At 69.1% G+C, this 21,789-nt stretch carries 16 protein-coding genes and 3 tRNA genes; 14 read left to right on the top strand and 5 right to left on the bottom strand.

From position 1 onward, the window contains the following. Positions 1-94: 94 nt before the first annotated feature. The 3 genes from mutS to azf all read left to right on the top strand — a co-directional run bounded on the left by mutS (position 95) and on the right by azf (position 4,391). Positions 95-2,926, top strand: coding sequence for a DNA mismatch repair protein MutS (mutS, locus tag ACOZ35_RS12540; protein ID WP_424013897.1), 2,832 nt, complete (start codon positions 95-97; stop codon positions 2,924-2,926). Positions 2,927-3,004: 78 nt separating this feature from the next. Beyond that, positions 3,005-3,355 (top strand): cell division protein SepF, encoded by a 351-nt coding sequence (locus ACOZ35_RS12545; protein ID WP_053770178.1) that lies wholly within the window; start codon positions 3,005-3,007, stop codon positions 3,353-3,355. Positions 3,356-3,476: 121 nt separating this feature from the next. Continuing rightward, complete coding sequence (gene azf, locus ACOZ35_RS12550; protein WP_424013898.1) at positions 3,477-4,391, top strand: NAD-dependent glucose-6-phosphate dehydrogenase Azf; 915 nt, start codon at positions 3,477-3,479, stop codon at positions 4,389-4,391. Between the two features lie 42 nt (positions 4,392-4,433). Here the strand turns inward: azf and ACOZ35_RS12555 are convergent, their stop codons facing one another. Together ACOZ35_RS12555 and ACOZ35_RS12560 are read right to left on the bottom strand one after the other, a co-directional pair. After that, the gene (locus tag ACOZ35_RS12555; RefSeq protein ID WP_424013899.1) at positions 4,434-5,129 is read right to left on the bottom strand and encodes a hypothetical protein; all 696 of its coding nucleotides are present in this window, start codon (positions 5,127-5,129) and stop codon (positions 4,434-4,436) included. A 130-nt stretch (positions 5,130-5,259) separates the two neighbouring features. After that, positions 5,260-5,538 (bottom strand): hypothetical protein, encoded by a 279-nt coding sequence (locus tag ACOZ35_RS12560; RefSeq protein ID WP_424013900.1) that lies wholly within the window; start codon positions 5,536-5,538, stop codon positions 5,260-5,262. A 463-nt stretch (positions 5,539-6,001) separates the two neighbouring features. On the opposite strand from ACOZ35_RS12560, the gene ACOZ35_RS12565 reads away from it, so the two are divergent. Further along, positions 6,002-7,837, top strand: a complete 1,836-nt coding sequence (locus ACOZ35_RS12565; protein ID WP_424016067.1) for a cation:proton antiporter — start codon at positions 6,002-6,004, stop codon at positions 7,835-7,837. Positions 7,838-8,536: 699 nt separating this feature from the next. Here ACOZ35_RS12565 and ACOZ35_RS12570 read toward each other — a convergent pair. Continuing rightward, positions 8,537-8,609 (bottom strand) — tRNA-Arg (locus ACOZ35_RS12570). A gap of 247 nt (positions 8,610-8,856) precedes the next feature. Here ACOZ35_RS12570 and ACOZ35_RS12575 point away from each other — a divergent pair. The 3 genes from ACOZ35_RS12575 to ACOZ35_RS12585 all read left to right on the top strand — a co-directional run bounded on the left by ACOZ35_RS12575 (position 8,857) and on the right by ACOZ35_RS12585 (position 11,903). Beyond that, positions 8,857-10,368: a single-stranded DNA binding protein gene (locus ACOZ35_RS12575; RefSeq protein ID WP_424013901.1), complete on the top strand. Its 1,512-nt coding sequence runs from the start codon at positions 8,857-8,859 to the stop codon at positions 10,366-10,368. A gap of 98 nt (positions 10,369-10,466) precedes the next feature. Continuing rightward, positions 10,467-10,898 (top strand): histone family protein, encoded by a 432-nt coding sequence (locus ACOZ35_RS12580; RefSeq protein ID WP_004599099.1) that lies wholly within the window; start codon positions 10,467-10,469, stop codon positions 10,896-10,898. Then, positions 10,899-11,903 carry a histone deacetylase family protein gene (locus ACOZ35_RS12585; protein ID WP_424013902.1) on the top strand — a complete coding sequence of 335 codons (1,005 nt, stop codon included), beginning with the start codon at positions 10,899-10,901 and terminating at the stop codon, positions 11,901-11,903. Positions 11,904-12,215: 312 nt separating this feature from the next. On the opposite strand, the gene ACOZ35_RS12590 is transcribed toward ACOZ35_RS12585, so the two are convergent. Then, positions 12,216-12,288 (bottom strand) — tRNA-Asp (locus ACOZ35_RS12590). 30 nt (positions 12,289-12,318) lie between these two features. Continuing rightward, a tRNA-Asp gene (locus tag ACOZ35_RS12595) sits at positions 12,319-12,391 on the bottom strand. Positions 12,392-12,668: 277 nt separating this feature from the next. Here ACOZ35_RS12595 and ACOZ35_RS12600 point away from each other — a divergent pair. Genes ACOZ35_RS12600 through ACOZ35_RS12630 form a run of 7 tightly spaced genes read left to right on the top strand, consistent with a single transcriptional unit; the run spans position 12,669 to position 21,763 of the window. Continuing rightward, positions 12,669-12,896: a DNA-directed RNA polymerase subunit H gene (locus tag ACOZ35_RS12600; protein ID WP_007995375.1), complete on the top strand. Its 228-nt coding sequence runs from the start codon at positions 12,669-12,671 to the stop codon at positions 12,894-12,896. Further along, on the top strand, positions 12,893-14,458 hold the full coding sequence (locus tag ACOZ35_RS12605) for a DNA-directed RNA polymerase subunit B'' (RefSeq protein ID WP_007995372.1): 1,566 nt from the start codon (positions 12,893-12,895) through the stop codon (positions 14,456-14,458). Before ACOZ35_RS12600 ends, ACOZ35_RS12605 begins: the two co-directional genes overlap by 4 nt. Before the next feature lies 1 nt (position 14,459). Then, complete coding sequence (rpoB, locus tag ACOZ35_RS12610; RefSeq protein ID WP_424013903.1) at positions 14,460-16,289, top strand: DNA-directed RNA polymerase subunit B; 1,830 nt, start codon at positions 14,460-14,462, stop codon at positions 16,287-16,289. Positions 16,290-16,295: 6 nt separating this feature from the next. Beyond that, the gene (locus ACOZ35_RS12615) at positions 16,296-19,223 is read left to right on the top strand and encodes a DNA-directed RNA polymerase subunit A' (protein WP_424013904.1); all 2,928 of its coding nucleotides are present in this window, start codon (positions 16,296-16,298) and stop codon (positions 19,221-19,223) included. Beyond that, entirely contained in the window at positions 19,216-20,430 is a 1,215-nt protein-coding gene (gene rpoA2 / locus ACOZ35_RS12620; protein ID WP_424013905.1) for a DNA-directed RNA polymerase subunit A'', read from the top strand. Before ACOZ35_RS12615 ends, rpoA2 begins: the two co-directional genes overlap by 8 nt. Then, a complete protein-coding gene (locus ACOZ35_RS12625; protein WP_424013906.1) occupies positions 20,430-20,849 on the top strand; it encodes a NusA-like transcription termination signal-binding factor in 420 nt (139 codons plus the stop codon). Before rpoA2 ends, ACOZ35_RS12625 begins: the two co-directional genes overlap by 1 nt. 44 nt (positions 20,850-20,893) lie before the next feature. Next, positions 20,894-21,763 carry a DUF7537 family lipoprotein gene (locus ACOZ35_RS12630; protein WP_424013907.1) on the top strand — a complete coding sequence of 290 codons (870 nt, stop codon included), beginning with the start codon at positions 20,894-20,896 and terminating at the stop codon, positions 21,761-21,763. The last annotated feature ends 26 nt before the right edge of the window (positions 21,764-21,789 follow it).

The raw sequence follows: 21,789 nt of genomic DNA on the forward strand, positions 1-21,789 counted from the left end.
CCGCCTCGCGACTCGCAGCGGCGCGCAGCCCGACGCTCTGCCGTCGCCCGCGGACCCGCAGGGTTTTAGCCGCGCACGGCGGGAGTACGGACATATGGCAACGGGGATCGTCGGGGAGTTCCTCGATCTCAAGGCGGAGACGGACGCGGACGTCCTCGCGATGCAGTGCGGCGACTTCTACGAGTTCTTCGCGGACGACGCCGAGCTAGTGGCCGACGAGCTCGACCTGAGTATCTCACAGAAGTCCTCCCACGGCTCGTCGTACCCGATGGCGGGCGTCCCCCTCTCGGAGCTGACGCCGTACGTGAACGCCCTCGTCGAGCGCGGCTACCGCGTCGCGGTCGCCGACCAGTACGAGACCGACGGGGGCGACCACGCCCGCGAGATCGTCCGCGTCGTCACGCCGGGCACGGTCCTCGAGACGAGCGACGACGACGCGCGCTACCTCGCGGCCGTGGTGCGGGAGGAGGGCGCGACCGGCGCGACCGCGGACGCCGACGCCGACGGACCCTACGGGCTCGCGTTCGCCGACGTGACCACGGGACGATTCTTGGCCACGACGGTCGACGATGGCGGCGACCTGCGCGCCGAACTCTACCGGTTCGACCCGGCGGAGGTGCTTCCCGGCCCGCAGGTCCGCAACGACGACGACCTCCTCGGGGCGGTCCGCGAGGACCTCTCGGGGCGCGTGACCGCGTTCGACGCGGAGGCGTTCGCGACCGGGCGCGCCGAGCACGCGGTGCGCGAGCAGTTCGGCCGCGAGACGACCGATAGCGTCGGACTCGACTCCGAGCTCGCGGTCCGCGCCGCGGGCGCGGTCCTCTCGTACGTCGAGGAGACGGGTGCGGGCGTGCTCGCCTCGATGACCCGCTTGACGGCGTACGGCGCGGACGACCGGGTCGACGTGGACGCGACCACGCAGCGCAACCTGGAGATCACGGAGACGATGCGCGGCGACGCCGACGGCTCGCTGTTCGACACCGTCGATCACACCGTCACGGCCGCCGGCGGGCGGCTGCTCCGCGAGTGGCTCACCCGCCCGCGGCGCGACCGCGAGACGCTCGCGGCCCGGCTCGACGCGGTCGAGGCGCTGGCGTCCGCGGCGCTCGCGCGCGACCGGATCCGAGAGATCCTCGGCGACGCGTACGACCTCGAACGGCTCGCGGCGCGCACGACGAGCGGGAGCGCTGGCGCGCGCGAACTGCTCTCGGTCCGCGACACGCTCGCGCTGCTCCCGGACCTCGCCGACGCAATAGGGGGGACCGCCCTTGCCGACTCGCCCGCGGCGGCCGTCCTCGACCGCGTCGACCGCGACGCCGCGGCCGTCCTCCGAGAGGAACTCGCGGAGGCGCTCGCCGAGGACCCGCCCAAGGCGAAGACGGGCGGCGGGCTGCTGAAGGAGGGGTACGACGACGAGCTCGACGAGCTGATCGAGCGCCACGACTCGGTAAAATCGTGGCTCGACGGGCTCGCCGAGCGCGAGAAGCGGAAGCACGGCCTCAGCCACGTCACCGTCGACCGCAACAAGACAGACGGCTACTACATTCAGGTCGGGAAGTCGGTGGCTGACCAGGTGCCCGAGCACTACCGCGAGATCAAGACGCTGAAGAACTCGAAGCGGTTCGTCACCGACGAGTTAGCGGAGAAGGAGCGGGAGGTCCTCCGCTTGGAGGAGGCTCGCGGCGAGCTGGAGTATGAGCTGTTCGAGGAGCTGCGCGAGCGCGTCGCCGAGCGCGCCGAGCTGCTCCAGGACGCCGGGCGGGCGGTCGCGGAGCTCGACGCGCTCGCCTCGCTCGCGACCCACGCCGCCCGCAACGACTGGACGCGCCCGGAGCTGACGACGGAGCGCCGACTCGACGTCGAGGCCGGGCGCCACCCCGTCGTCGAGGGGACGACCGACTTCGTCCCGAACGACCTCCGGCTCGACGCCGAGCGCGGCTTCCTCATCGTCACCGGGCCGAACATGAGCGGGAAGTCGACGTACATGCGCCAGGCCGCGCTGATCCAGCTGCTCGCGCAGGCGGGCTCGTTCGTCCCCGCCCGCGCGGCCGAGGTGGGGCTCGTCGACGGCATCTACACCCGCGTCGGCGCGCTCGACGAGCTGGCGCAGGGCCGGTCGACGTTCATGGTCGAGATGCAGGAGCTGTCGAACATCCTCCACTCGGCGACCGAAGACTCGCTCGTGATCTTAGACGAGGTCGGCCGCGGCACCGCCACCTACGACGGCATCTCCATCGCGTGGGCCGCGACCGAGTACCTCCACAACGAGGTGCGCGCGCGCACCCTCTTCGCCACCCACTACCACGAGCTGACGACGCTCGCCGACCACCTCCCGCGCGTCGCGAACGTCCACGTCGCCGTCGACGAGCGCGACGGCGAGGTGACGTTCCTCCGCACCGTCCGCGACGGCCCGACGAACCGCTCGTACGGCGTCCACGTCGCCGACCTTGCGGGCGTCCCGGGTCCCGTCGTCTCCCGCGCGGACGAGGTGCTCGACCGGCTTCGCGAGGAGAAGGCCATCGAGGCCCGCGGCTCGCGGAGCGGGGGGAACGGCGACGGCGCAGGCCCGGGCGACGACGGCGCAGAGGGTACGCAGCAGGTCGTGTTCGACCTCTCGTCCGGGTCGTTCTCGGAGGACGCTGACGGGGACGGAGCGACGGCGGCAGACTCCTCGGCTTCGGAGGCAGACGCCCCGGCCTCGGAGGCGGGTCGAAACGGAGCGACCGCCGGGTCGAGGTCGCCCGGCTCCGGCGAAACCGCGGAGACCGCGGGCGACTCCATCGAAACCGCGGAGGCCGCGGCGGCCGCCCGGCTCGACCCCGAAACTCGCGCCGTGATCGAGGAACTGACCGACGTCGACATCGCGGAGACCCCCCCGGTGGAGTTGCTCTCGCGGGTCCAGGAGTGGCAAGAGCGGCTCGACTGAGCCCGTCCGACGCGAGGACACCCGATTGAGGCTGCGTCTGACGTAAGAACTAATGTCTAACCTCGTCGTGTGGTGTGTATGGGCATCATGAGCAAGATCCTCGGCGGAAGTGGGAGCCGCTCCGTCGACGATTACGTCGAGCTCGACTCGGACGACTTCGCCGACGCGCACGCGGAGACGGGCACGCAGGTACACTTCGCCGAGATCGGCGACCAGAGCGACGTCATCCCGATCAAGGACGCGGTGTACGACGGCGACTTCGTCATCGCGGACATCACCCGCCACTCCACGTCGGACCGGACGATAGAACACGTCTACGACGAGCTCCGTCAGGTGGTCCAGGAGGTCGACGGCGACATCGTCCAGAAGGGCGACGACCAGATCATCGTCACCCCGACCGGCGTGAAGGTCTCGCGGCAGAAGCTATAGCCGCCGCGTTCCGGCGGTCTCGGTTCGTCTCTCCGTTCGCCGTCTCGCTTTTCCGCACCCGATTCGGTCCCACCGGTCGAACCGTGTCATATATGCCGTTCTCCCGCCCACGTAGAGTCGAATGGACGAGCCGGTCCTGCTGACAGGCGCCGGCGGACGGGTGGGGCAGGCCATCCTCCGCGGTCTCGGCGACGAGTACGACTGGCGGCTCCTCGACCGCGAGCCGCTCCCGGCCGCGAAGGTGCCCGACGGGGTCACCGACGCCGACCGGTACGTCGCCGACATCACCGACGAGCGCGCCGTCCGCGAGGCGGTTGCCGACGTCGGCGCGGTGATCCACCTCGCCGGCGACCCCCGGAAGACGGCGCCGTGGGACTCTGTCCTCCGGAACAACATCGACGGGACGCAGGTCGTGATGCGCGCCGCCGCCGAGGCGGGCGTCGAGCGGTTCGCGTTCGCCTCCTCGAACCACGCCGTCGGCGGGTACGAGACCGAGGACCGGACCCCGGACCTGTACCGCCCCGAGGACGACTACCGGCTCGACGGCAGCGAACTCCCCCGCCCCGGCAACCTCTACGGCGTCTCGAAGGCGGCGGGCGAGTCGCTCGGGCGCTTCTACCACGATGAGTTCGGCATGAGCGTCGTCTGCGTCCGCATCGGCAACCTCACCAAGGACCACCCGCCCCGCGAGTACGAGCGCGGGCAGGCGATGTGGCTCTCGCACCGCGACTGCGCGCACCTGTTCGACCGCTGTCTCCAGGCCGACTACGGCTACGAGATCGTGTACGGCATCTCGAACAACGACCGCCGCTACTACTCCATCGAGCGCGCCCGCGAGGCGCTCGGCTACGACCCCGCCGACAACTCCGCCGACTACACTTTCGAGGGCAAACCCAAATCCGACGGCGACACCGAGACGAACGGCGGTCGCTACGACGACGACTCGTTCGCGGCGGACGCCGATCGGCCCGCCCCCGAGTCGCCCGCCGAACCCAACTTCCCCGCGGACCCCGACGCGCCGAGCGACGACGCCTGACCGGTTCGGCGACCGGTCGTCCGCACGCTCGCGCCGACCCCGCTAGAACAGCCCGTCGACGTCGCGCCGCTTTCGTTCCTCGCGATCGACGTGATCGCCCAGCCGCGCGGCCACCTGCGGCCGCGCGTCCGGCGTCCGGAGGTACGCGAACAGCAGCTCCGCGAACTCGGTCCGTCCCGTCCCGCGCTCCTCGCGAGCGAACTCCGCCGCGGCCGCGAGTACCTTCGGGTCGCCCGGCTCGCCCGCCCTCGCGAGCGCCGGCGCCGCGACCCCGGCCGCGGCGAGCGACAGATCGTCGAACTCCGGCGTCTCGTCGTCGATCCGAATCCGCGGTGCGGTCGACGTATCCGCCTTTTCCGGGGCCGCAGCGAGTCGTTCCGCCCACTCTCGGACGGGGCTCAGGGCGATTCCATGCGGATCGGTGATGCTCGCCAGCGCCGCCACGGCGTCGTCCGCGCGCTCCGCGACCCCGGATCGGTCGCCGTCGATCGCGCGGTGCGTCGCCGCCGCGGTCGCGGCAAGCCCCCGGAGCAGTCGCTCGACGTCATCGGGAGTGTCACCGTCGTCGCGCTCGGCGTCGCTGCCGCCGTCGTCGGACGGCCGTCGTTCTCCTTCCCAGATGTCGCGCGCCGCGAGGAACTCCCCCTCGTTGAACAGCGCGGCGCCGGTGGTGACCGCGACAGACGCGGCGGGGGCGTCGCGCGCGCCTCGATTCTGCCCGGGATCGCAGTCGGTCACGCCTCGCGGTCGGCGGCGGCGAGTGATAAATGGCGAGTTCTGGGGTCGGGAAAGCGGAGGGGGAAGGTCAGCGGGGAAGCGGAGAGGGGAGTCCAGCGAGGAAACGCGGTCGTCGCCCGCGGCGGCCGGATCAGGCCTCTCGGACGGCGCCCTCGTCGTTCGGCAGGCGCAACGCCCGATTGACCGCGTTCGGCTGTCGTCGGGCGAGCGCCGCGCCGGCGACGGCGCCGCAGAGGGCCGCCAGCGTGACCGCGGCGGCGACCGGGAACGAGAGGGCCGCAATCGTCACTATCGGCAGCGCCGCGAATGCGATCGCGGTGCCAAGCGACGGGACGGCGGCCGACCGGTGGGGGTTCGCGTACAGATCGGGGTGAACGGTGCGTCTGGAGGGGGATCGGTCCGGATTCATCGTTGGATGTGGGTCGGGAGCGAGGCGTCCGCCTCGCGGTCGGAATCGGTTCGGCCGCCGGCGACCGCACGCGCGGTCTCCGGGCGGCGGAGCGGGGTCTCGGGAGCGTCCGGGAGAAGACGGCGCTCGTCACGGCGGACGAGTCGGCCGTCCCCGCGTCGGGGTCACGCGGCGACGGCGCCGAGGAGAGCGGCGACCGGTCCGCGGGCCCGTTTCCGGACGCTCCGGCGGGGGGCGAACGTCGGGGTGGGGTCGCGGGTGGTCATGGGTTCGACCCGGCGGTGGGGGACCGGCCGGGCGTGATACCACCGAGAAACGGAACCGAATTAATAGTTGCTCGTGTGTGCGACGCAATGGCGCGGTCCGAACGGCGCGGCGAACTGGCGGGCCGGGGCGCCCTACCAGTACACTAAGGGAGGCGGAGCGTGTATCGCCGACAGACGTGTCCAGTAGCCTGCTGCCGGTGATCGCGGTGATACTCGTGTCGGGGCTCGGGGTCCAGCTGCTCGCTCACCGGCTCCGGGTGCCGAGCGTCATCTTCTACCTCGCGATCGGGGTGGTGTTGGGGCCCGAGCTGCTGGGGCTGGTCACGCTGGAAACGTTCGGCGACGGACTGGAGATCATCGTCGGACTCAGCGTTGCGATCATCGTCTTCGAGGGGGCGTTCGCGCTCCGTATCGACCGGATCCGACGCGCGTCGACGGTGTCGCTGCGGCTGGTGACGATCAGCGCGGTCGTGATGTTCCTCGGCACCGCGGCGGCGGTCCGTGCGTTCACGGACGGCACGTGGGAGATCGCGCTGCTGATCGGGGCGCTGCTGGTGGCGACCGGTCCGACGGTCATCACGCCGATCCTCAACGTGGTCCGGGTGCGCGACCACGTCGCGACCGCGCTGGAGACCGAGGGGATCGTCAACGACGTGACGGCCGCGATCGTCGCGGTCGTGATCTTCGAGACGCTGCTGCTCGACGACCTCGGTGTCCCCGCGACGGTGGTTTCGTTCCTCCAGCGGTTCGGCGTCGGGGTCGCCGCGGGGCTGCTCGCCACCGTCATTATCTACGCGCTACTGGAGAGCGACCTCGTCCCCGAACGCGACGTCCAGGCGTCGCAGTTCCTCGTGTTGTCGGCCGCGATCGGGTCGTTCGCGGCCGCCGAGGCCGTCGCCGCGGAGGCGGGCATCGCGGCCGCGGCGACGAGCGGGATTCTCCTCGGGAACCTCGGGCTGGACAACCGCGAGGAGATCGAGAGCTTCGCGGAGAACACGACGACGATCGTCTTGTCCTTCGTCTTCATCTCGCTCGCGGCGCTGATCGATGTCGAGGCGATCGCGGGGCTCGGGCTCGGCGTGGTCGCGCTCGTCGCCGTCATCATGTTCGTCCTCCGACCGCTGGGGGCGTTCCTCGCGACCGCCGGCGTCGAGCGGTTCACTCGACCGGAGCGGCTGTTCATCGCGAGCGTCGGGCCGCGGGGGATAATCCCGGCGAGTGTGGCGACGCTGTTCGCCATCGAGCTGGAGCTCGCGGGCAGCATCGCCGCCGGCGAGCTGCTCGTCGGCACGGTGTTCGCGGTCATCTTCGCGACAGTCCTCGTCGAGGCGGGGCTCGCGCGGCAGATCGGTGAGTTCCTCGGAGTGTCACCAATGCGCACGATAATCATCGGCGGGGGTCGGGTCGGCCAGGCGCTCGCCACGCGACTGGAGAACAGGGGCGAGTACGTCGTCATCGTCGAGTCGGACCCGGAGGTCGCCGAGCGCGCGCGCTCGGAGGGATACACCGTCTACGAGGGGGACGGCAGCGACACGGAGACGCTGCGCGGCGCCCACATCGAGGACGCCAAGCGGTTCATCACGACGACGAGCGACGACGACATCAACCTCCTCGCGTGTCAGCTCGCGATCACCAAGTTCGATGTCGCCTCGGTGTACTCGCGGGTGAACGACCCGGACAACGTCGACGCCTTCGACAGCATCGGGGTCACCGGTATCGACGCCTCGACGGCGACCGCGGTCGCCATCGACGACGAGATCGAGCGGCCCGCGCTCACCCACTGGATGAACGAGCTCGGCGACAGCCACGACGTCCAGGAGGTCGAGGTGACCTCGGCGGAGCTCGCGGGCAAGACGATCCGCGACCTCAACGCGCAGATCCCCGACGGCACCTTCGTCGCCGTCGTCAGCCGCGACGGCGAAAACCACGTTCCCTCGGCGGACACCGTCCTCGAGATCGGCGACCACGTGACGTTCATCGGCGACACCGGCGCGGTCCGCCGCGCGATGGACCGCTTCCACCCGCACGATTAAGACGGAGAGCGGGTGGTTCGGGCCGTTCGTGAACTGAGGGTATGGTGCGTCGAACTGGCGGTCGGCTATTTATAAATGGCCGGTGCTGATTCGGTGAGTTCCGCTCACTCTCCGCTTGCTCAATTCTAAGTAGAGCACCGAGACACGGCGGTGACAGCCGGCTAACCCCCAGCCGGTCTCTTATAAATAGTTGACCACGCATCGGCGGCTGACACCGCCAAATCCCCAGCCACTTACTTATAAACAACCGACTACGGATCGGCGGCGAACACCGCCAAAGCCCCAGCCGGGAGGCGGGCGCACGCTCGTTGCGCGCTTCGGTCGTTCGCTTCGCTCACTCCCTCCAGTGCTTACGTCGCCTGCGCCCGCCTCCCGGCTGCCCCTTTGAGTCCCACCCGACAGCGACCGCACAGCACCTCACCCTCCCCAGCCTCGTCAGTCGCCTCCGCTTCGCTCCGGCGACTGACTCCCTCGCGCGTGCGACTCGCGCCCAAAGGGCGCTCGTCGGCACGCGCCACCGCTCTTCAAAACAAGAATTGACTGAGTATGTCGTGCAGGACCCACACACTGCTCGCAACCGTCGCGAGATTGAGACTAAAGAACGTCCTGACGGAGTCTCACGCGAGCGAAGCGAGCGTGAGGCACGTCAGGACGTGAACGCAGCGGCTGTCGAACGAATTGAGACAGCCGCAAAGTGAACGTCCTGACGGAGATTTGAACTCCGGTCCCTGGCTCCGCAAGCCAAGAGGATAGTCCACTACCCTACCAGGACTCATCTCTACGTATCGCGGTAGAACTTAAGACGGTTACGGTCCGGCGGCCGCGTGCCTGCGGTCCGCACGCACCCCGGGCCGGGATGAACACCTTTTGTATCGACGGGCTCCATGACCCTCTATGAGACGCCTTCGAGCCGCGACCGCGACCCGCGTCGGTCGCCCCGCCGACCGGTCGGGTTCCGGCGCGAACCCCGGGCAACGGCAACGCTTATCCGCGACCTCGCAGACCACGGAGGGACGAGCATGGGAGCCATAGAGGAGGTGTACGAGGACCTCGACACCGACGTCGAGTTCGACGAGTTCGAGGCCGCCGTCGAGGACAAGGTCGAGCAGATGGGCGGGCTCGCCGACGAGGAGACCGCCGCGATGCTCATCGCGCACGAGCTGCGCGACGAGGAGGCCGACACCATCGCCGACATCGAGCCGGGGATGAACGACGTGAAGTTCCTCGGGAAGGTGACCGCCATCGGCGAGGTCCGGACCTTCGAGCGCGACGACGAGGAGGCCGAGGAGGGGCGCGTCTGTAACGTCGACGTCGCGGACGCCTCCGGCTCCGTCCGGGTCGCGCTCTGGGACGACATGGCCGCGGCGGCCGAGGAGGAGCTGGAGGTCGGACAGGTCCTCCGCGTCATGGGCCGCCCGAAGGAGGGGTACAGCGGGCTCGAAGTGAGCGCTGACAAGGTCGAACCGGACGAGGACGCCGAGGTCGACGTGCAGGTGCTCGACACCTACCGCGTCGAGGACCTCACGCTCGGCGCGTCCGACGTCGACCTCGTCGGACAGGTGCTCGACACCGACTCGATCCGGACGTTCGACCGCGACGACGGCAGCGAGGGGCGCGTGGCCAACCTCACCGTCGGTGACGAGACGGGCCGCGTCCGCGTCACGCTGTGGGACGGCAAGGCCGACCTCGCCGAGGAGTTCTCGGCCGGCGAGGTCGTCGAGGTCGGCGACGGCTACGTCCGCGAGCGCGACGGCGACCTGGAGCTTCACGTCGGCGACCGCGGCACCGTCGAGCGCGTCGACGAGGACGTGGAGTACGTCCCGGAGACGACTGACATCGCCGACCTCGAGATCGGCGAGACGGTCGACGTCGGCGGCGGGGTCATCGAGACCGATCCGGTGCGGACGTTCGACCGCGACGACGGCAGCGAGGGACAGGTCCGCAACGTCCGGATCAAAGACGAGACGGGCGAGATCCGCGTCGCGCTGTGGGGCGACAAGGCCGACCGCGAGATCGAGCTGGCCGACCGCGTCGTCTTCACCGACGTCGAGATTCAGGACGGCTGGCAGGACGACCTGGAGGCGTCCGCGAACTGGCGCTCGACCGTCACGGTCCTCGACGAGGGGAGCGACGCGGCCGCCGGCGTCGCGGACGGGGCGGCCGGATCGAGCGCCGGCGGGAGAGACCAGGCCGCCGGCGGCGACGGGGGCGACCGCGGCGCGGACGAGACCGGGCTCGGCGCCTTCGCCGAGGACGGACAGAAGGCGGCTGCCGAGGCCGTCGCCGGCGAGAGCGGCGCGGACGAGGATGGGGGAAGCGCGAGCGGCGGCGCCGCGGCTGCGACGGCGGAGCGGTCGAGCGAGGACGTCGAGTTCACCGGGACGGTGGTCCAGACGGGCGATCCGGTCGTGCTCGACGACGGCCAGCAGACGAAGTCCGTCGACACCGACGCGAGCCTCCGGCTCGGGGAGGAGATCACGGTCCGAGGACCGGAGCGCGACGGCACAATCGACGCGGACGACGTCTTCTGACGCGGGCGACAGCTTCTGTCCCCGACGGTCTCCGTCCGGATCCGGCGGCGATGCGGGTAACGGAAAGCGTTATACGATACACGGACGCGTCTGTGTGTATGAGTGTCGAGTTGCCGTTCGCGCCGGTCGACGGGATCATCCGGCGGAACGCGGGGGAACTCCGCGTCAGCGCGGACGCCGCCGAGGAGCTCGCGCGACGGATCCAGTCGCACGGCGCGGAGCTGGCCGTCGACGCGGCCGAGCGGGCGACCGCGGACGGCCGGAAGACGCTGATGGCCGCGGACTTCGGCGTCGAGCAGGTCGTCAGCCGGGAGGACCTCACGCTGCCGGTCGCGCCCATCGACCGGATCGCCCGACTCCGGATCGACGACCGGTACCGGGTCGGCGTCGACGCGCGGGTCGCGCTGGCCGATATTCTGGAGGACTACGCCGACAACGTCGCGAGCGCGGCCGCAACGCTGGCCCGCCACGCGGACCGACGGACGGTACAGGCCGAGGACATCGAGACGTACTTCGCGTTGTTCGAGTAGATGCGGTTCGGCTACAGCGACCGGTGTCTCGACCACGACACCGGCGAGCGACACCCGGAGAACCCGGACCGGCTCCGCGCGATCCGTCGCGGGCTCACGAAGCGACACGGCGTCGAGTACGTCGAGGCGGACCCTGCCGAGAAGGCGGCGGTCACGGCGGTCCACGACCCCGACTACGTCGACGAGCTGGAGTCGTTCGTGGCGGACGGCGGCGGGAGCTGGGACCCCGACACCGTCGCCAGCGACGGGACGTGGGACGCCGCGCTCACCTCGGCCGGGCTCGCCCAGTGGGCCGCCCGCGAGGCGCTTAACGGCTCAACCGGCCGACAGACGCCGTTCGCGATCGGTCGCCCGCCGGGCCACCACGCCGTCACCGACGACGCGATGGGGTTCTGTTTCTTCAACAACGCCGCCGTCGCGGCCCAGACCGCGCTCGACGAGGACCTCGCCGACCGCGTCGCGATCTTCGACTGGGACGTCCACCACGGGAACGGCACGCAAGACATCTTCTACGACCGCGGCGACGTGTTCTACGCGTCGATCCACGAGGACGGACTCTACCCGGACACGGGCGACCTCGACGAGATCGGCGAGGGGGACGGCGAGGGGACCACCGCGAACCTCCCGCTGGCGGCCGGCGCCGGCGACGCCGACTACCTGTACGCCCTCGACGAAGGGATCGCGCCCGCGGTCGACCGCTTCGACCCGGATCTCCTGATCGTCTCGGCCGGATTCGACGCGCACCGCCACGACCCCATCTCGCGGATGCGCGTCTCCTCGGAGGGGTACGCGCTGTTGACCGACCGGATCCGGACGCTCGCCGACGACGTCGGCGCCGCCGACGCGTACGTGCTGGAGGGCGGCTACGGCCTCGACACGCTCGCCGAGGGCGTCTCCATGGTCCACGAGACGTACGACGGGCGGACGCCCGTCGACGCCGACGAGGACCCGGACGCGAAGACCGAGACGCTCGTCGACGACCTGCTGGCGGAACTGGACCTGTAAGTCGCGGCGTTGCGGCTGGCTGTCGATCGCCGTGTTGTTCGTCGAAAACGCCCGGAGCGGGATTTGAACCTCGGTCGTTCCGCTCGTTTCACTCGCTTCACTCCCTGGTTCAAATCCCTCGACGCTTCGCTGCCGCAGTACTCACTCGTCGCTACCGCTCCTCGTTCGTTGTTGCGGCAGCGAAAGACGCCCGGAGCGGGATTTGAACCCGGAGGACTTCGCTCACTGCGTTCGCTCGTCCTCAGATTCAAATCCCTGTGCGAGCGTTTTCGACGAACGGCTCGCTCCGCTCGCCGTATTGTTCGTCGAAAACGCCCGGAGCGGGATTTGAACCCGCGTCACGACCGTGACAGGGTCGTATGATGGGCCACTACACCATCCGGGCAAACAAGCGACAGCGCCCCGAAACCGGGGACGCCCGGAGCGGGATTTGAACCCGCGTCACGACCGTGACAGGGTCGTATGATGGGCCACTACACCATCCGGGCTTGTCGCATCAGTTCATACCTCTGTCTGGCAAATAAGGCTTGTCATCCCTGACGGGAGTGCGGGTCGGTGACAGGGAATTGGGGCGTCCGGGCCGCGAGGCCGAGCGGGCAATCGGGGTCGCGGCCGATATGCTTTTGTGTCGACCTCGCGTGTGTGGGAGTGTCGAACGCCCCCGTTCCGTGAGCCGCGCACGGCAGCGCTTGGTAAGTCTTATGCCGCTGGCGTATATACGTATCTGTAGTATCTCGTGATAGCTTCTTTCAATAACCACCACCCATGGTAGACGTAAGCCAACACGAACTCGTCCCGGACCACGTCCTCCTCGACGACGATGAGATAGAGGAGGTCCTGGCGGAGTACGACGTGAAGAAAACGAATTTACCGAAGATCAAACGCACTGATCCCGCGCTCCCCGACGAGGCCGAGGTCGGCGACGTGGTGAAGATCGTTCGCGACTCCCGCACGACCGACGAGGCGGTCGTGTACCGACTGGTCGTCTCATGAACAGGCAAGACCGACGCGTGGTTTCACGCGAATACTTCTCGGACGAACGGCTCGCAGAACACCACTTCCGCTCGTTCAACAACTTCCTGGACCGCGGCATGCAGGAAGTGGTCGACGAGAAGGAGACCATCGAGACGGACATCGGCGACAAGGAGGGCCAAGAGCCCGTGTACGTCGAGCTCGGCGACGTGCGGATGGTCACCCCGCGCGTCCGCGAGGCCGACGGCTCCGAGGAGCTGCTGTACCCGCAGGAGGCGCGGCTCCGCAACATCACCTACTCGGCGCCCGTGTTCATGGAGATGTCCATCGTGCGCGGCGGCGAGGACGAGCCCGAACAGGTCGTCGACACGACCGAGACCAAGGTCGGCCGGATGCCGATCATGGTCGGCTCGAACAAGTGTAACATGGCGGGCTTCTCCGACGAGGAGCTCATCGACATCGGCGAGGACCCAGTCGACCCCGGCGGCTACTTCATCGTCAACGGCTCCGAGCGCGTGCTGATGACCTCGGAGGACCTGGCGCCGAACAAGATCCTCGCGGAGTACGACTCGAAGTACGGCGACGAGATCCAGGTCGCCAAAACGTTCTCCCAGCGCCGCGGCTACCGCGCGCTGGTGCTGTGCGAGCGCAACCGCGAGGGGCTGCTCGAAGTGTCGTTCCCCTCCGTCTCGGGCTCTATCGACTTCGTGACGCTGGTTCGCGCCCTCGGCTTAGAATCCGACGAGGAAATCGTCCACCGCGTCTCGGACGACCCCGAGATCGTGAAGTTCATGCTGGAGAACTTAGAGGAGGCCTCGGTCCAGACGACCGAGGAGGCCATCGAGACCCTCGGCGAGCGCGTCGCCTCCGGCCAGGGGAAGAACTACCAGCTCAAGCGGGCGAACTACGTCATCGACCGCTACCTCCTGCCGCACCTCCACGAGGAGGGCGTCGACGAGGAGGACGTGCGGATCAACAAGGCGTACTACCTCTGCCGGATGGCCGAGGCGTGCTTCGAGCTCGCCTTGGACCGCCGGGAGGCCGACGACAAGGACCACTACGCGAACAAGCGCCTGAAGGTCTCCGGCGACCTCATGCGCGACCTGTTCCGCACCGCCTTGAACAAGCTGGCGCGCGACGTGAAGTACCAGCTCGAACGCGCCAACATGCGGAACCGGCAGCTCACCGTCAACACGGTCGTCCGCTCCGACGTGCTGACTGAGCGGCTCGAACACCCGATCGCGACGGGGAACTGGGTGGGCGGCCGCTCTGGCGTCTCCCAGCTCGTCGACCGGACGGACTACATGGGCGTGCTCTCGCACCTCCGGCGCCTGCGCTCGCCGCTGTCGCGGTCGCAGCCGCACTTCGAGGCGCGGGACCTCCACGCGACCCAGTGGGGTCGCATCTGTCCCTCCGAGACGCCGGAGGGGCCGAACTGCGGGCTCGTGAAGAACTTCGCGCAGGCGATGGAGCTCTCGCAGACGGTCGAGGACGAACAGGGGCTGAAACGAGAACTGGCGTCGATGGGTGTCGAGGGGATCCCCGGCATCGAGGGCGTCGAACGACAGACGGCGGACGACTAACATGGCACAAGCAGAACGCGAAGCGAAGGTGTACGTCAACGGGAGCCTCGTGGGCACCCACGAGAACCCGGACGAGCTCGCCGAACAGATCCGCGAGGCGCGCCGCCGCGGCGACGTCTCGGAGATGGTGAACGTCTCGGTGAAAGACCGGACCCGCGAGGTCATCGTCAACGCCGACGCGGGGCGGGCGCGTCGCCCGCTCATCGTCGTCGAGAACGGCGAACCGCTCCTCGGCGACGAGGAGATCGAGGCGCTCGAACGCGGCGACGTCGAGTTCGAGGACCTCGTCGAGCGCGGCTACGTCGAGTTCATCGACGCCGAGGAGGAGGAGGACATCCTCGTCGCCGTCGACGAGGAGGACGTGACCGACGACCACACGCACCTCGAGATCGACCCGCAGCTCGTCTTCGGTATCGGCGCGGGGATGATCCCCTACCCCGAACACAACGCGAGCCCCCGGATTACCATGGGCGCGGGGATGATGAAGCAGTCGCTCGGACTCCCCTCGGCGAACTACCGGATCCGCCCGGACACGCGTCAGCACCTCCTACACTACCCGCAGCTGGCGATGGTGAAGACGCAGACCTCCGACCAGATCAGCTTCGACGAGCGGCCGGCGGCGCAGAACTTCGTCGTCGCCGTGATGTCCTACGAGGGGTTCAACATCGAGGACGCGCTGGTGATGAACCAGGGCTCCGTCGACCGCGCGCTCACCCGCTCGCACTTCTTCCGGACCTACGAGGGCGAGGAGCGCCGGTACCCCGGTGGTCAGGAGGACCGCTTCGAGATCCCGGACCAGGACGTGCGCGGCGCCCGCGGCGAGGACGCCTACACGCACCTCGACGAGGACGGCCTCGTCAACCCGGAGACGAAGGTGGACGAGTCCTCGGTGCTGCTCGGTAAGACCAGCCCGCCGCGCTTCCTCGAGGAGCCCGACGACATGGGCGGGCTCTCCCCCCAGAAGCGCCGCGAGACCTCGGTCACGATGCGCTCGGGCGAGTCGGGCGTCGTCGACACGGTGACGCTGATGGAGGGCGAGGACGGCTCCAAGCTCTCGAAGGTGAAGGTGCGCGACCAGCGCGTCCCCGAGCTGGGCGACAAGTTCGCGTCCCGACACGGTCAGAAGGGCGTTGTGGGGCACCTCGCGCCACAGGAAGACATGCCCTTCACCGAGGAGGGGGTCGTCCCCGACCTCGTGATGAACCCGCATGCGCTGCCGTCGCGGATGACGGTCGGCCACGTGCTGGAGATGCTCGGCGGGAAGGTCGGCTCGCTGCGCGGCTCGCGGGTCGACGGCACGCCGTTCCAGGGCGAAGACGAGGAGGAGCTCCGCGACCAGCTGGAGGAGCACGGCTTCGAGTCCTCCGGCAAGGAGGTCATGTACTCCGGCGTCACCGGCGAGAAGATCGACGCCGAGATCTTCGTCGGGACGATCTTCTACCACAAGCTGTACCACATGGTGTCGAACAAGCTCCACGCCCGTTCGCGCGGGCCGGTTCAGGTGCTCACGCGCCAGCCGACCGAGGGGCGCGCCCGCGAGGGCGGGCTGCGCGTCGGGGAGATGGAGCGCGACACGATCATCGGCCACGGCGCGTCGATGGTGCTCAACGAGCGGCTGTTAGAGTCCTCGGACGCCGAGACGGTCCACGTCTCCGCGGAGACCGGGCTCGTCGCCGTCGAGGACCGCGAGCAGCGCCGCGTGTACGACCCGGTGACGGGCGACGAGGACGACATCCACGAGCTGGAGGTCAGCTACGCGTTCAAGCTCCTGCTCGACGAGATGATCGCTCTCGGCATCCGACCGAAACTCGAACTGGAGGACGCGATTTAGATGTCAATGCAAACACCGAAAGTGCTCGGCGGGATCGACTTCGGCCTCATGGACCCGGAGACGTACCGGGACATGTCCGCGACGAAGGTGATCACGGCCGACACGTACGACGACGACGGCTATCCGATCGACATGGGGCTGATGGACCCGCGACTGGGCGTCATCGACCCCGGCTTGGAGTGCCGGACCTGCGGCTCCCACTCCGGCTCCTGTAACGGCCACTTCGGCCACATCGAACTGGCCGCGCCCGTCATCCACGTGGGCTTCACCAAGCTCATCCGGCGGCTGCTCCGCTCGACGTGCCGTGAGTGCGGGAAGCTCGCCTTAGACGAGGCCCAGCGCGACGAGTTCCGCGACCGCTACGAGCGGGCGAAGGAGCTCGGCGACGACGAGCACGACGTGTTGAAGGCCGCCGTCCGGCAGGCCCGCAAGGCGTCCACGTGCCCGTTCTGCGGCGAGCCGCAGGCGGACATCAAACACGAGAAGCCGACGACCTACTACGAGGTCCAGGACGTGCTCTCGGGCGACTACTCCGAGCGCATCGCGGCCGCGATGCAGCCCGACGAGGAGGAGGACGACCCGGGCACCTCGCCGCAGGAGCTCGCCGACGCGACCGACATCGCCCTCGACCGGGTCAACGAGATCATGGCCGGCGAGTTCCGCCCGCGCAAGGAGGACCGCCGCGCCATCGAGAAGGCGCTCTCGGTCGACCTCACCGAGGAGGACATGAACAAGCTGATGCCCTCGGACATCCGCGACTGGTTCGAGGACATCCCGGACGAGGACCTCGAGGTTCTCGGCATCGACTCCGAGCACTCCCGCCCGGAGTGGATGATCCTGACGGTGCTGCCGGTGCCGCCGGTCACCACCCGCCCCTCCATCACGCTGGACAACGGCCAGCGCTCCGAGGACGACCTCACGCACAAGCTGGTCGACATCATCCGTATCAACCAGCGGTTCATGGAGAACCGCGAGGCCGGCGCCCCGCAGCTGATCATCGAGGACCTCTGGGAGCTCTTGCAGTACCACGTCACCACGTTCGTCGACAACGAGATCAGCGGGACGCCGCCGGCGCGACACCGCTCCGGCCGCCCCCTGAAGACCCTCAGCCAGCGGCTGAAGGGGAAGGAGGGCCGCTTCCGCGGATCGCTCTCCGGGAAGCGCGTCAACTTCTCGGCTCGTACCGTCATCTCGCCGGACCCGACCCTCTCGCTGAACGAGGTCGGCGTCCCGGACCGCGTGGCGAAGGAGATGACCCAGACGCTCAACGTCACCGAGCGCAACGTCGAGGAGGCGCGCCAGTACGTTCGGAACGGCCCCGAGGCCCACCCCGGCGCCAACTACGTGCGCCGCCCCGACGGGCGCCGCCTGAAGGTGACAGAGAAGAACTGCGAGGAGCTCGCCGAGAAGGTCGAGGCCGACTGGGAGGTCAACCGTCACCTCGTCGACGGCGACATCGTGATCTTCAACCGGCAGCCCTCGCTGCACCGGATGTCCATCATGGCCCACGAGGTCGTGGTGATGCCGTACAAGACGTTCCGGCTCAACACCGTCGTCTGTCCGCCGTACAACGCCGACTTCGACGGCGACGAGATGAACATGCACGCGCTACAGAACGAGGAGGCCCGCGCCGAGGCGCGCGTCCTCATGCGCGTCCAAGAGCAGATCCTGAGCCCCCGCTTCGGCGGGAACATCATCGGCGCCATTCAGGACCACATCTCCGGCACCTACCTGCTCACCCACTCGAACCCCGAGTTCACGGAGACGCAGGCGCTGGACCTGCTGCGCGCCACCCGCGTCGACGAGCTGCCCGAGGCGGACGGCGTCGACGACGACGGCCGCGAGTTCTGGACCGGCCGGACGCTGTTCTCGGAGCTGCTCCCGGACGATCTCGACCTCTCCTTTACCTCCTCGGCCGGCGACAGCGTCGTCATCGAGGACGGCCAGCTGATCGAGGGGACCATCGACGAGGACGCGGTCGGCGCGTTCGGCGGCGAGGTCGTCGACACGCTCACCAAGGAGTACGGCGAGACCCGCGCCCGCGTGTTCATCAACGAGATCGCGTCGCTGGCGATGCGCGCGATCATGAACTTCGGGTTCTCGATCGGGATCGACGACGAGTCGATCCCGCCGGAGGCCGAAGAGCAGGTCGACGAGGCGATCGAGAGCGCCTACGACCGCGTTCAGGAACTCATCGAGACGTACGAGGCCGGCGAGCTGGAGTCGCTCCCCGGCCGCGGCGTCGACGAGACGCTGGAGATGAAGATCATGCAGACGCTCGGGAAGGCCCGCGACTCGGCCGGTGAGATCGCCGACCAGCACTTCGGTGACGACAACCCGGCGGTCGTGATGGCCCGCTCGGGCGCGCGTGGCTCGATGCTGAACCTGACGCAGATGGCCGGCTCCGTCGGCCAGCAGGCGGTCCGCGGCGAGCGGATCAACCGCGGCTACGAGGACCGAACGCTCTCGCACTACCGGCCCAACGACCTCTCCTCGGAGGCCCACGGCTTCGTGGAGAACTCCTACCGCGGCGGGCTCACCCCGCAGGAGTTCTTCTTCCACGCGATGGGCGGCCGCGAGGGGCTCGTCGACACGGCGGTCCGGACCTCCAAGTCCGGCTACCTCCAGCGCCGGCTCATCAACGCGCTCTCCGAGCTGGAGGCGCAGTACGACGGCACGGTCCGGGACACCTCGGGCCGCATCGTCCAGTTCGAGTTCGGCGAGGACGGCACCTCGCCGGTGAAGGTCTCCTCCGGCGAGGAGGACGGCATCGACGTCGACGGCATCGTCGACCGCGTGGTCGACGCGGAGTTCGCCTCCGACGAGGAGAAAGAGCGGTTCCTCGGCGAGCGCGAGCCGCCGACGAACCTCTCGGAGCACGCCGGGCCGGGGCTTAACAAGGCCGGCGGGCCGGGGGTGGAGTCCGATGACTGAGTACGACGGCGTCACTGACGACATGGAGGCGGTCGTGGAGGCGACCGAGCTCCCCCGCCGGCTCAAGACGAAGGTGTACGAGGCGCTCGACCGGAAGGCCGAGGAGGCCGGCGAGGTCACCATCGAACAGGCGACCGACATCGTCGACGGCGTCGTGAACCGCTACGAGCAGACGCGTGTCGATCCCCTCGACCCGGTCGGGACGGTCTCGGCGCAGTCGATCGGCGAGCCCGGGACGCAGATGACGATGAACACGTTCCACTACGCCGGCGTCGCGGAGATCGACGTCACCCAGGGGCTCCCCCGGCTCATCGAGCTGGTGGACGCCCGGAAGACGCCGGACACGCCGATGATGACGGTCCACCTCGACGGCGAGTACGCGACCGACCGCGAGAAGGCCCACGAGGTCGTCTGGTCGATCGAGGCGACGCGCATCCTCGCGCTCGGCGACGTGTCGACGAACGTCGCCGACATGCTGGTCCGGATCGATCTGAACGACGACACCCTGCTTGAGCGGTGGCCAACCCACTCCGACCCGACGGAGGTCGCGGAGATCATCGCCGAGACGATCGAGGACTCGCTGGGCGTCGACGCCCGACAGGCCGGCACGGTCATCGAGTTCGGCCCCAACGAGCCGAGCTACCGCGAGCTGCTCCAGCTGGTCGAGCGGCTCCGCGAGATCGTGTTCAAGGGGATCGAGGAGATCGAGCGCGTCGTCATCCGCAAAGAGGAGATCGACGGCGACGAGGAGTTCGTCCTCTACACCGAGGGGTCGGCGTTCGGCGACACCCTCGACATCGAGGGCGTCGACGCCTCGCGGACGACGTGTAACAACATCCACGAGATCTACCGCAACCTCGGCGTCGAGGCGGCCCGCGAGACGATCATCGACGAGACGAAGAACACGCTCGAAGAGCAGGGGCTCGACGACGTGAACGTCCGCCACCTCATGCTCGTCGCCGACATCATGACGAACAACGGCGAGATCGAGTCGATCGGCCGGCACGGCATCTCCGGCAACAAGGACTCGGTGCTCGCGCGTGCGGCGTTCGAGGTGACGGTCAACCACCTGCTCGACGCCGCGATCCACGGCGAGTACGACGATCTCGACGGCGTCATCGAGAACGTCATCGCCGGCAAACCCATCTCGATGGGGACCGGCGACGTCGACCTCCGGATGGGGTCGCGCGTCGTGAGCGACGACTAATGTACGTCGAGCTCTCCGACGAGGCGCGGCGCTACATCGGTCGGTTCGACGAGCTGACCGGCGTCACGCCGACCGACTGCCTCGTGGAGGGCGACCGGCTCGTGTTCGTGGTGCCCGCCGGCGAGATGGCGGCCGCGATCGGCCAAGGCGGCGAGACCGTCGCGGAGGCCGAGCGCCGCCTCGACAAGTCGATCGAACTGGTCGAGGACGCAGACACCGCCGAAGCGTTCGTCGCCAGCACGCTCGCGCCGGCGGCCGTCAACGCCGTCACCGTCTCCGAGCAGAACGACCGCGTGGCGTACGTCGAGGTCCCGGAGGCGGACCGCGGCGTCGCCATCGGCGCGGAGGGCGCGAACATCGAGACCGCCCGCCGGCTCGCGGAGCGGCACTACGACATCGACGACGTTCAGCTGACCTAAAACCGAACCCGCGCACTTTTGCCCGCCGGCCCGCTTGTCGACCCATGAACCGCAGACGCCTCCTCGCCGGTCTCGGAACCGCTGCTGCGGTCGGACTCGCCGGCTGTTCCGGCGACAGCGACGAAAGCGGCGACGGCGGCACCGAAAGCGCCGACGGCGACGACGCCGGCGGCGACACCGCCGACCGACCATTCCCGGACGCCGCGTGGCGCGACGGTGACGGACTCGACGTCGAGACACTGGCGACGCGCCACGCCGACGCGGCGGTCGAGGCGGGCGGGGCGACGCTGTTTTCGACGGCGGAGACGACCCACGACGGCGACGAGGAGCCCACGCCGTGGCTCCCCTCGCAGGAGTATGAGTCGCGGTACGATCTCGAAAACCGGCGGCTGTACGTCAGACTGGCGGTGACCGAGACCGACACGCCGGACGTCTCCGAACTGTACGTGGCCGACGGCGAGGCGTTGTTTCGGGTCGAGCGGCCGTCGGGCGTGGAGTACGACCGGCGGGCGGTCGACCGGTCGTCGGGCGAGCTCGAGTCGGCGATGCGCTCGGAGATGGTCACCGGGATCCGCGTCGGGAGCGAGACCGAGAGCGGCGAGACGGAGTACGAGGGCCTGAACCTGTGGAACCCCGCGAGCGACGGGGCGGGCGAGGTGCGCGGCGAGGAGACCGCGCGGTTCGCCGCCGACACCTTCGAGGGTGACCGAGACGTGCCCGAAACGGTCGAGACGGCGTCGGCGACGGTCCACGTGTACGAGTCCGGTGTCGTCCCCCGCCTCGAACAGTCGTGGGCGGGCGACCACGACGGCGGGGAGGCGACCGTCGACGTCGACATCGACTACCGCAACTTCGGCGCGACGGTGTCGGAGCCGGAGTGGGCCGAGACGGCACGCGAGGAGACCGACTCCTGACGCCCGACGGTGTTCCGGCGCGTCTC

This window comes from Halorubrum xinjiangense (genome assembly GCF_049604745.1).
In the GTDB taxonomy this organism is placed as follows: Archaea; Halobacteriota; Halobacteria; order Halobacteriales; family Haloferacaceae; genus Halorubrum; species Halorubrum xinjiangense_A.

What these genes read in the sequence shown, in the direction of transcription:
- ACOZ35_RS12545 (WP_053770178.1), top strand. Translation starts at nt 3,005, where the DNA reads ATGGGCATCATGAGCAAGATCCTCGGCGGAAGTGGGAGCCGCTCCGTC.
- ACOZ35_RS12560 (WP_424013900.1), bottom strand. Translation starts at nt 5,538, where the DNA reads ATGAATCCGGACCGATCCCCCTCCAGACGCACCGTTCACCCCGATCTG.
- ACOZ35_RS12575 (WP_424013901.1), top strand. Translation starts at nt 8,857, where the DNA reads ATGGGAGCCATAGAGGAGGTGTACGAGGACCTCGACACCGACGTCGAG.
- ACOZ35_RS12615 (WP_424013904.1), top strand. Translation starts at nt 16,296, where the DNA reads ATGCAAACACCGAAAGTGCTCGGCGGGATCGACTTCGGCCTCATGGAC.
- ACOZ35_RS12625 (WP_424013906.1), top strand. Translation starts at nt 20,430, where the DNA reads ATGTACGTCGAGCTCTCCGACGAGGCGCGGCGCTACATCGGTCGGTTC.
- ACOZ35_RS12605 (WP_007995372.1), top strand. Translation starts at nt 12,893, where the DNA reads ATGAACAGGCAAGACCGACGCGTGGTTTCACGCGAATACTTCTCGGAC.
- mutS (WP_424013897.1), top strand. Translation starts at nt 95, where the DNA reads ATGGCAACGGGGATCGTCGGGGAGTTCCTCGATCTCAAGGCGGAGACG.
- rpoB (WP_424013903.1), top strand. Translation starts at nt 14,460, where the DNA reads ATGGCACAAGCAGAACGCGAAGCGAAGGTGTACGTCAACGGGAGCCTC.
- azf (WP_424013898.1), top strand. Translation starts at nt 3,477, where the DNA reads ATGGACGAGCCGGTCCTGCTGACAGGCGCCGGCGGACGGGTGGGGCAG.
- rpoA2 (WP_424013905.1), top strand. Translation starts at nt 19,216, where the DNA reads ATGACTGAGTACGACGGCGTCACTGACGACATGGAGGCGGTCGTGGAG.
- ACOZ35_RS12580 (WP_004599099.1), top strand. Translation starts at nt 10,467, where the DNA reads ATGAGTGTCGAGTTGCCGTTCGCGCCGGTCGACGGGATCATCCGGCGG.
- ACOZ35_RS12630 (WP_424013907.1), top strand. Translation starts at nt 20,894, where the DNA reads ATGAACCGCAGACGCCTCCTCGCCGGTCTCGGAACCGCTGCTGCGGTC.
- ACOZ35_RS12600 (WP_007995375.1), top strand. Translation starts at nt 12,669, where the DNA reads ATGGTAGACGTAAGCCAACACGAACTCGTCCCGGACCACGTCCTCCTC.
- ACOZ35_RS12585 (WP_424013902.1), top strand. Translation starts at nt 10,899, where the DNA reads ATGCGGTTCGGCTACAGCGACCGGTGTCTCGACCACGACACCGGCGAG.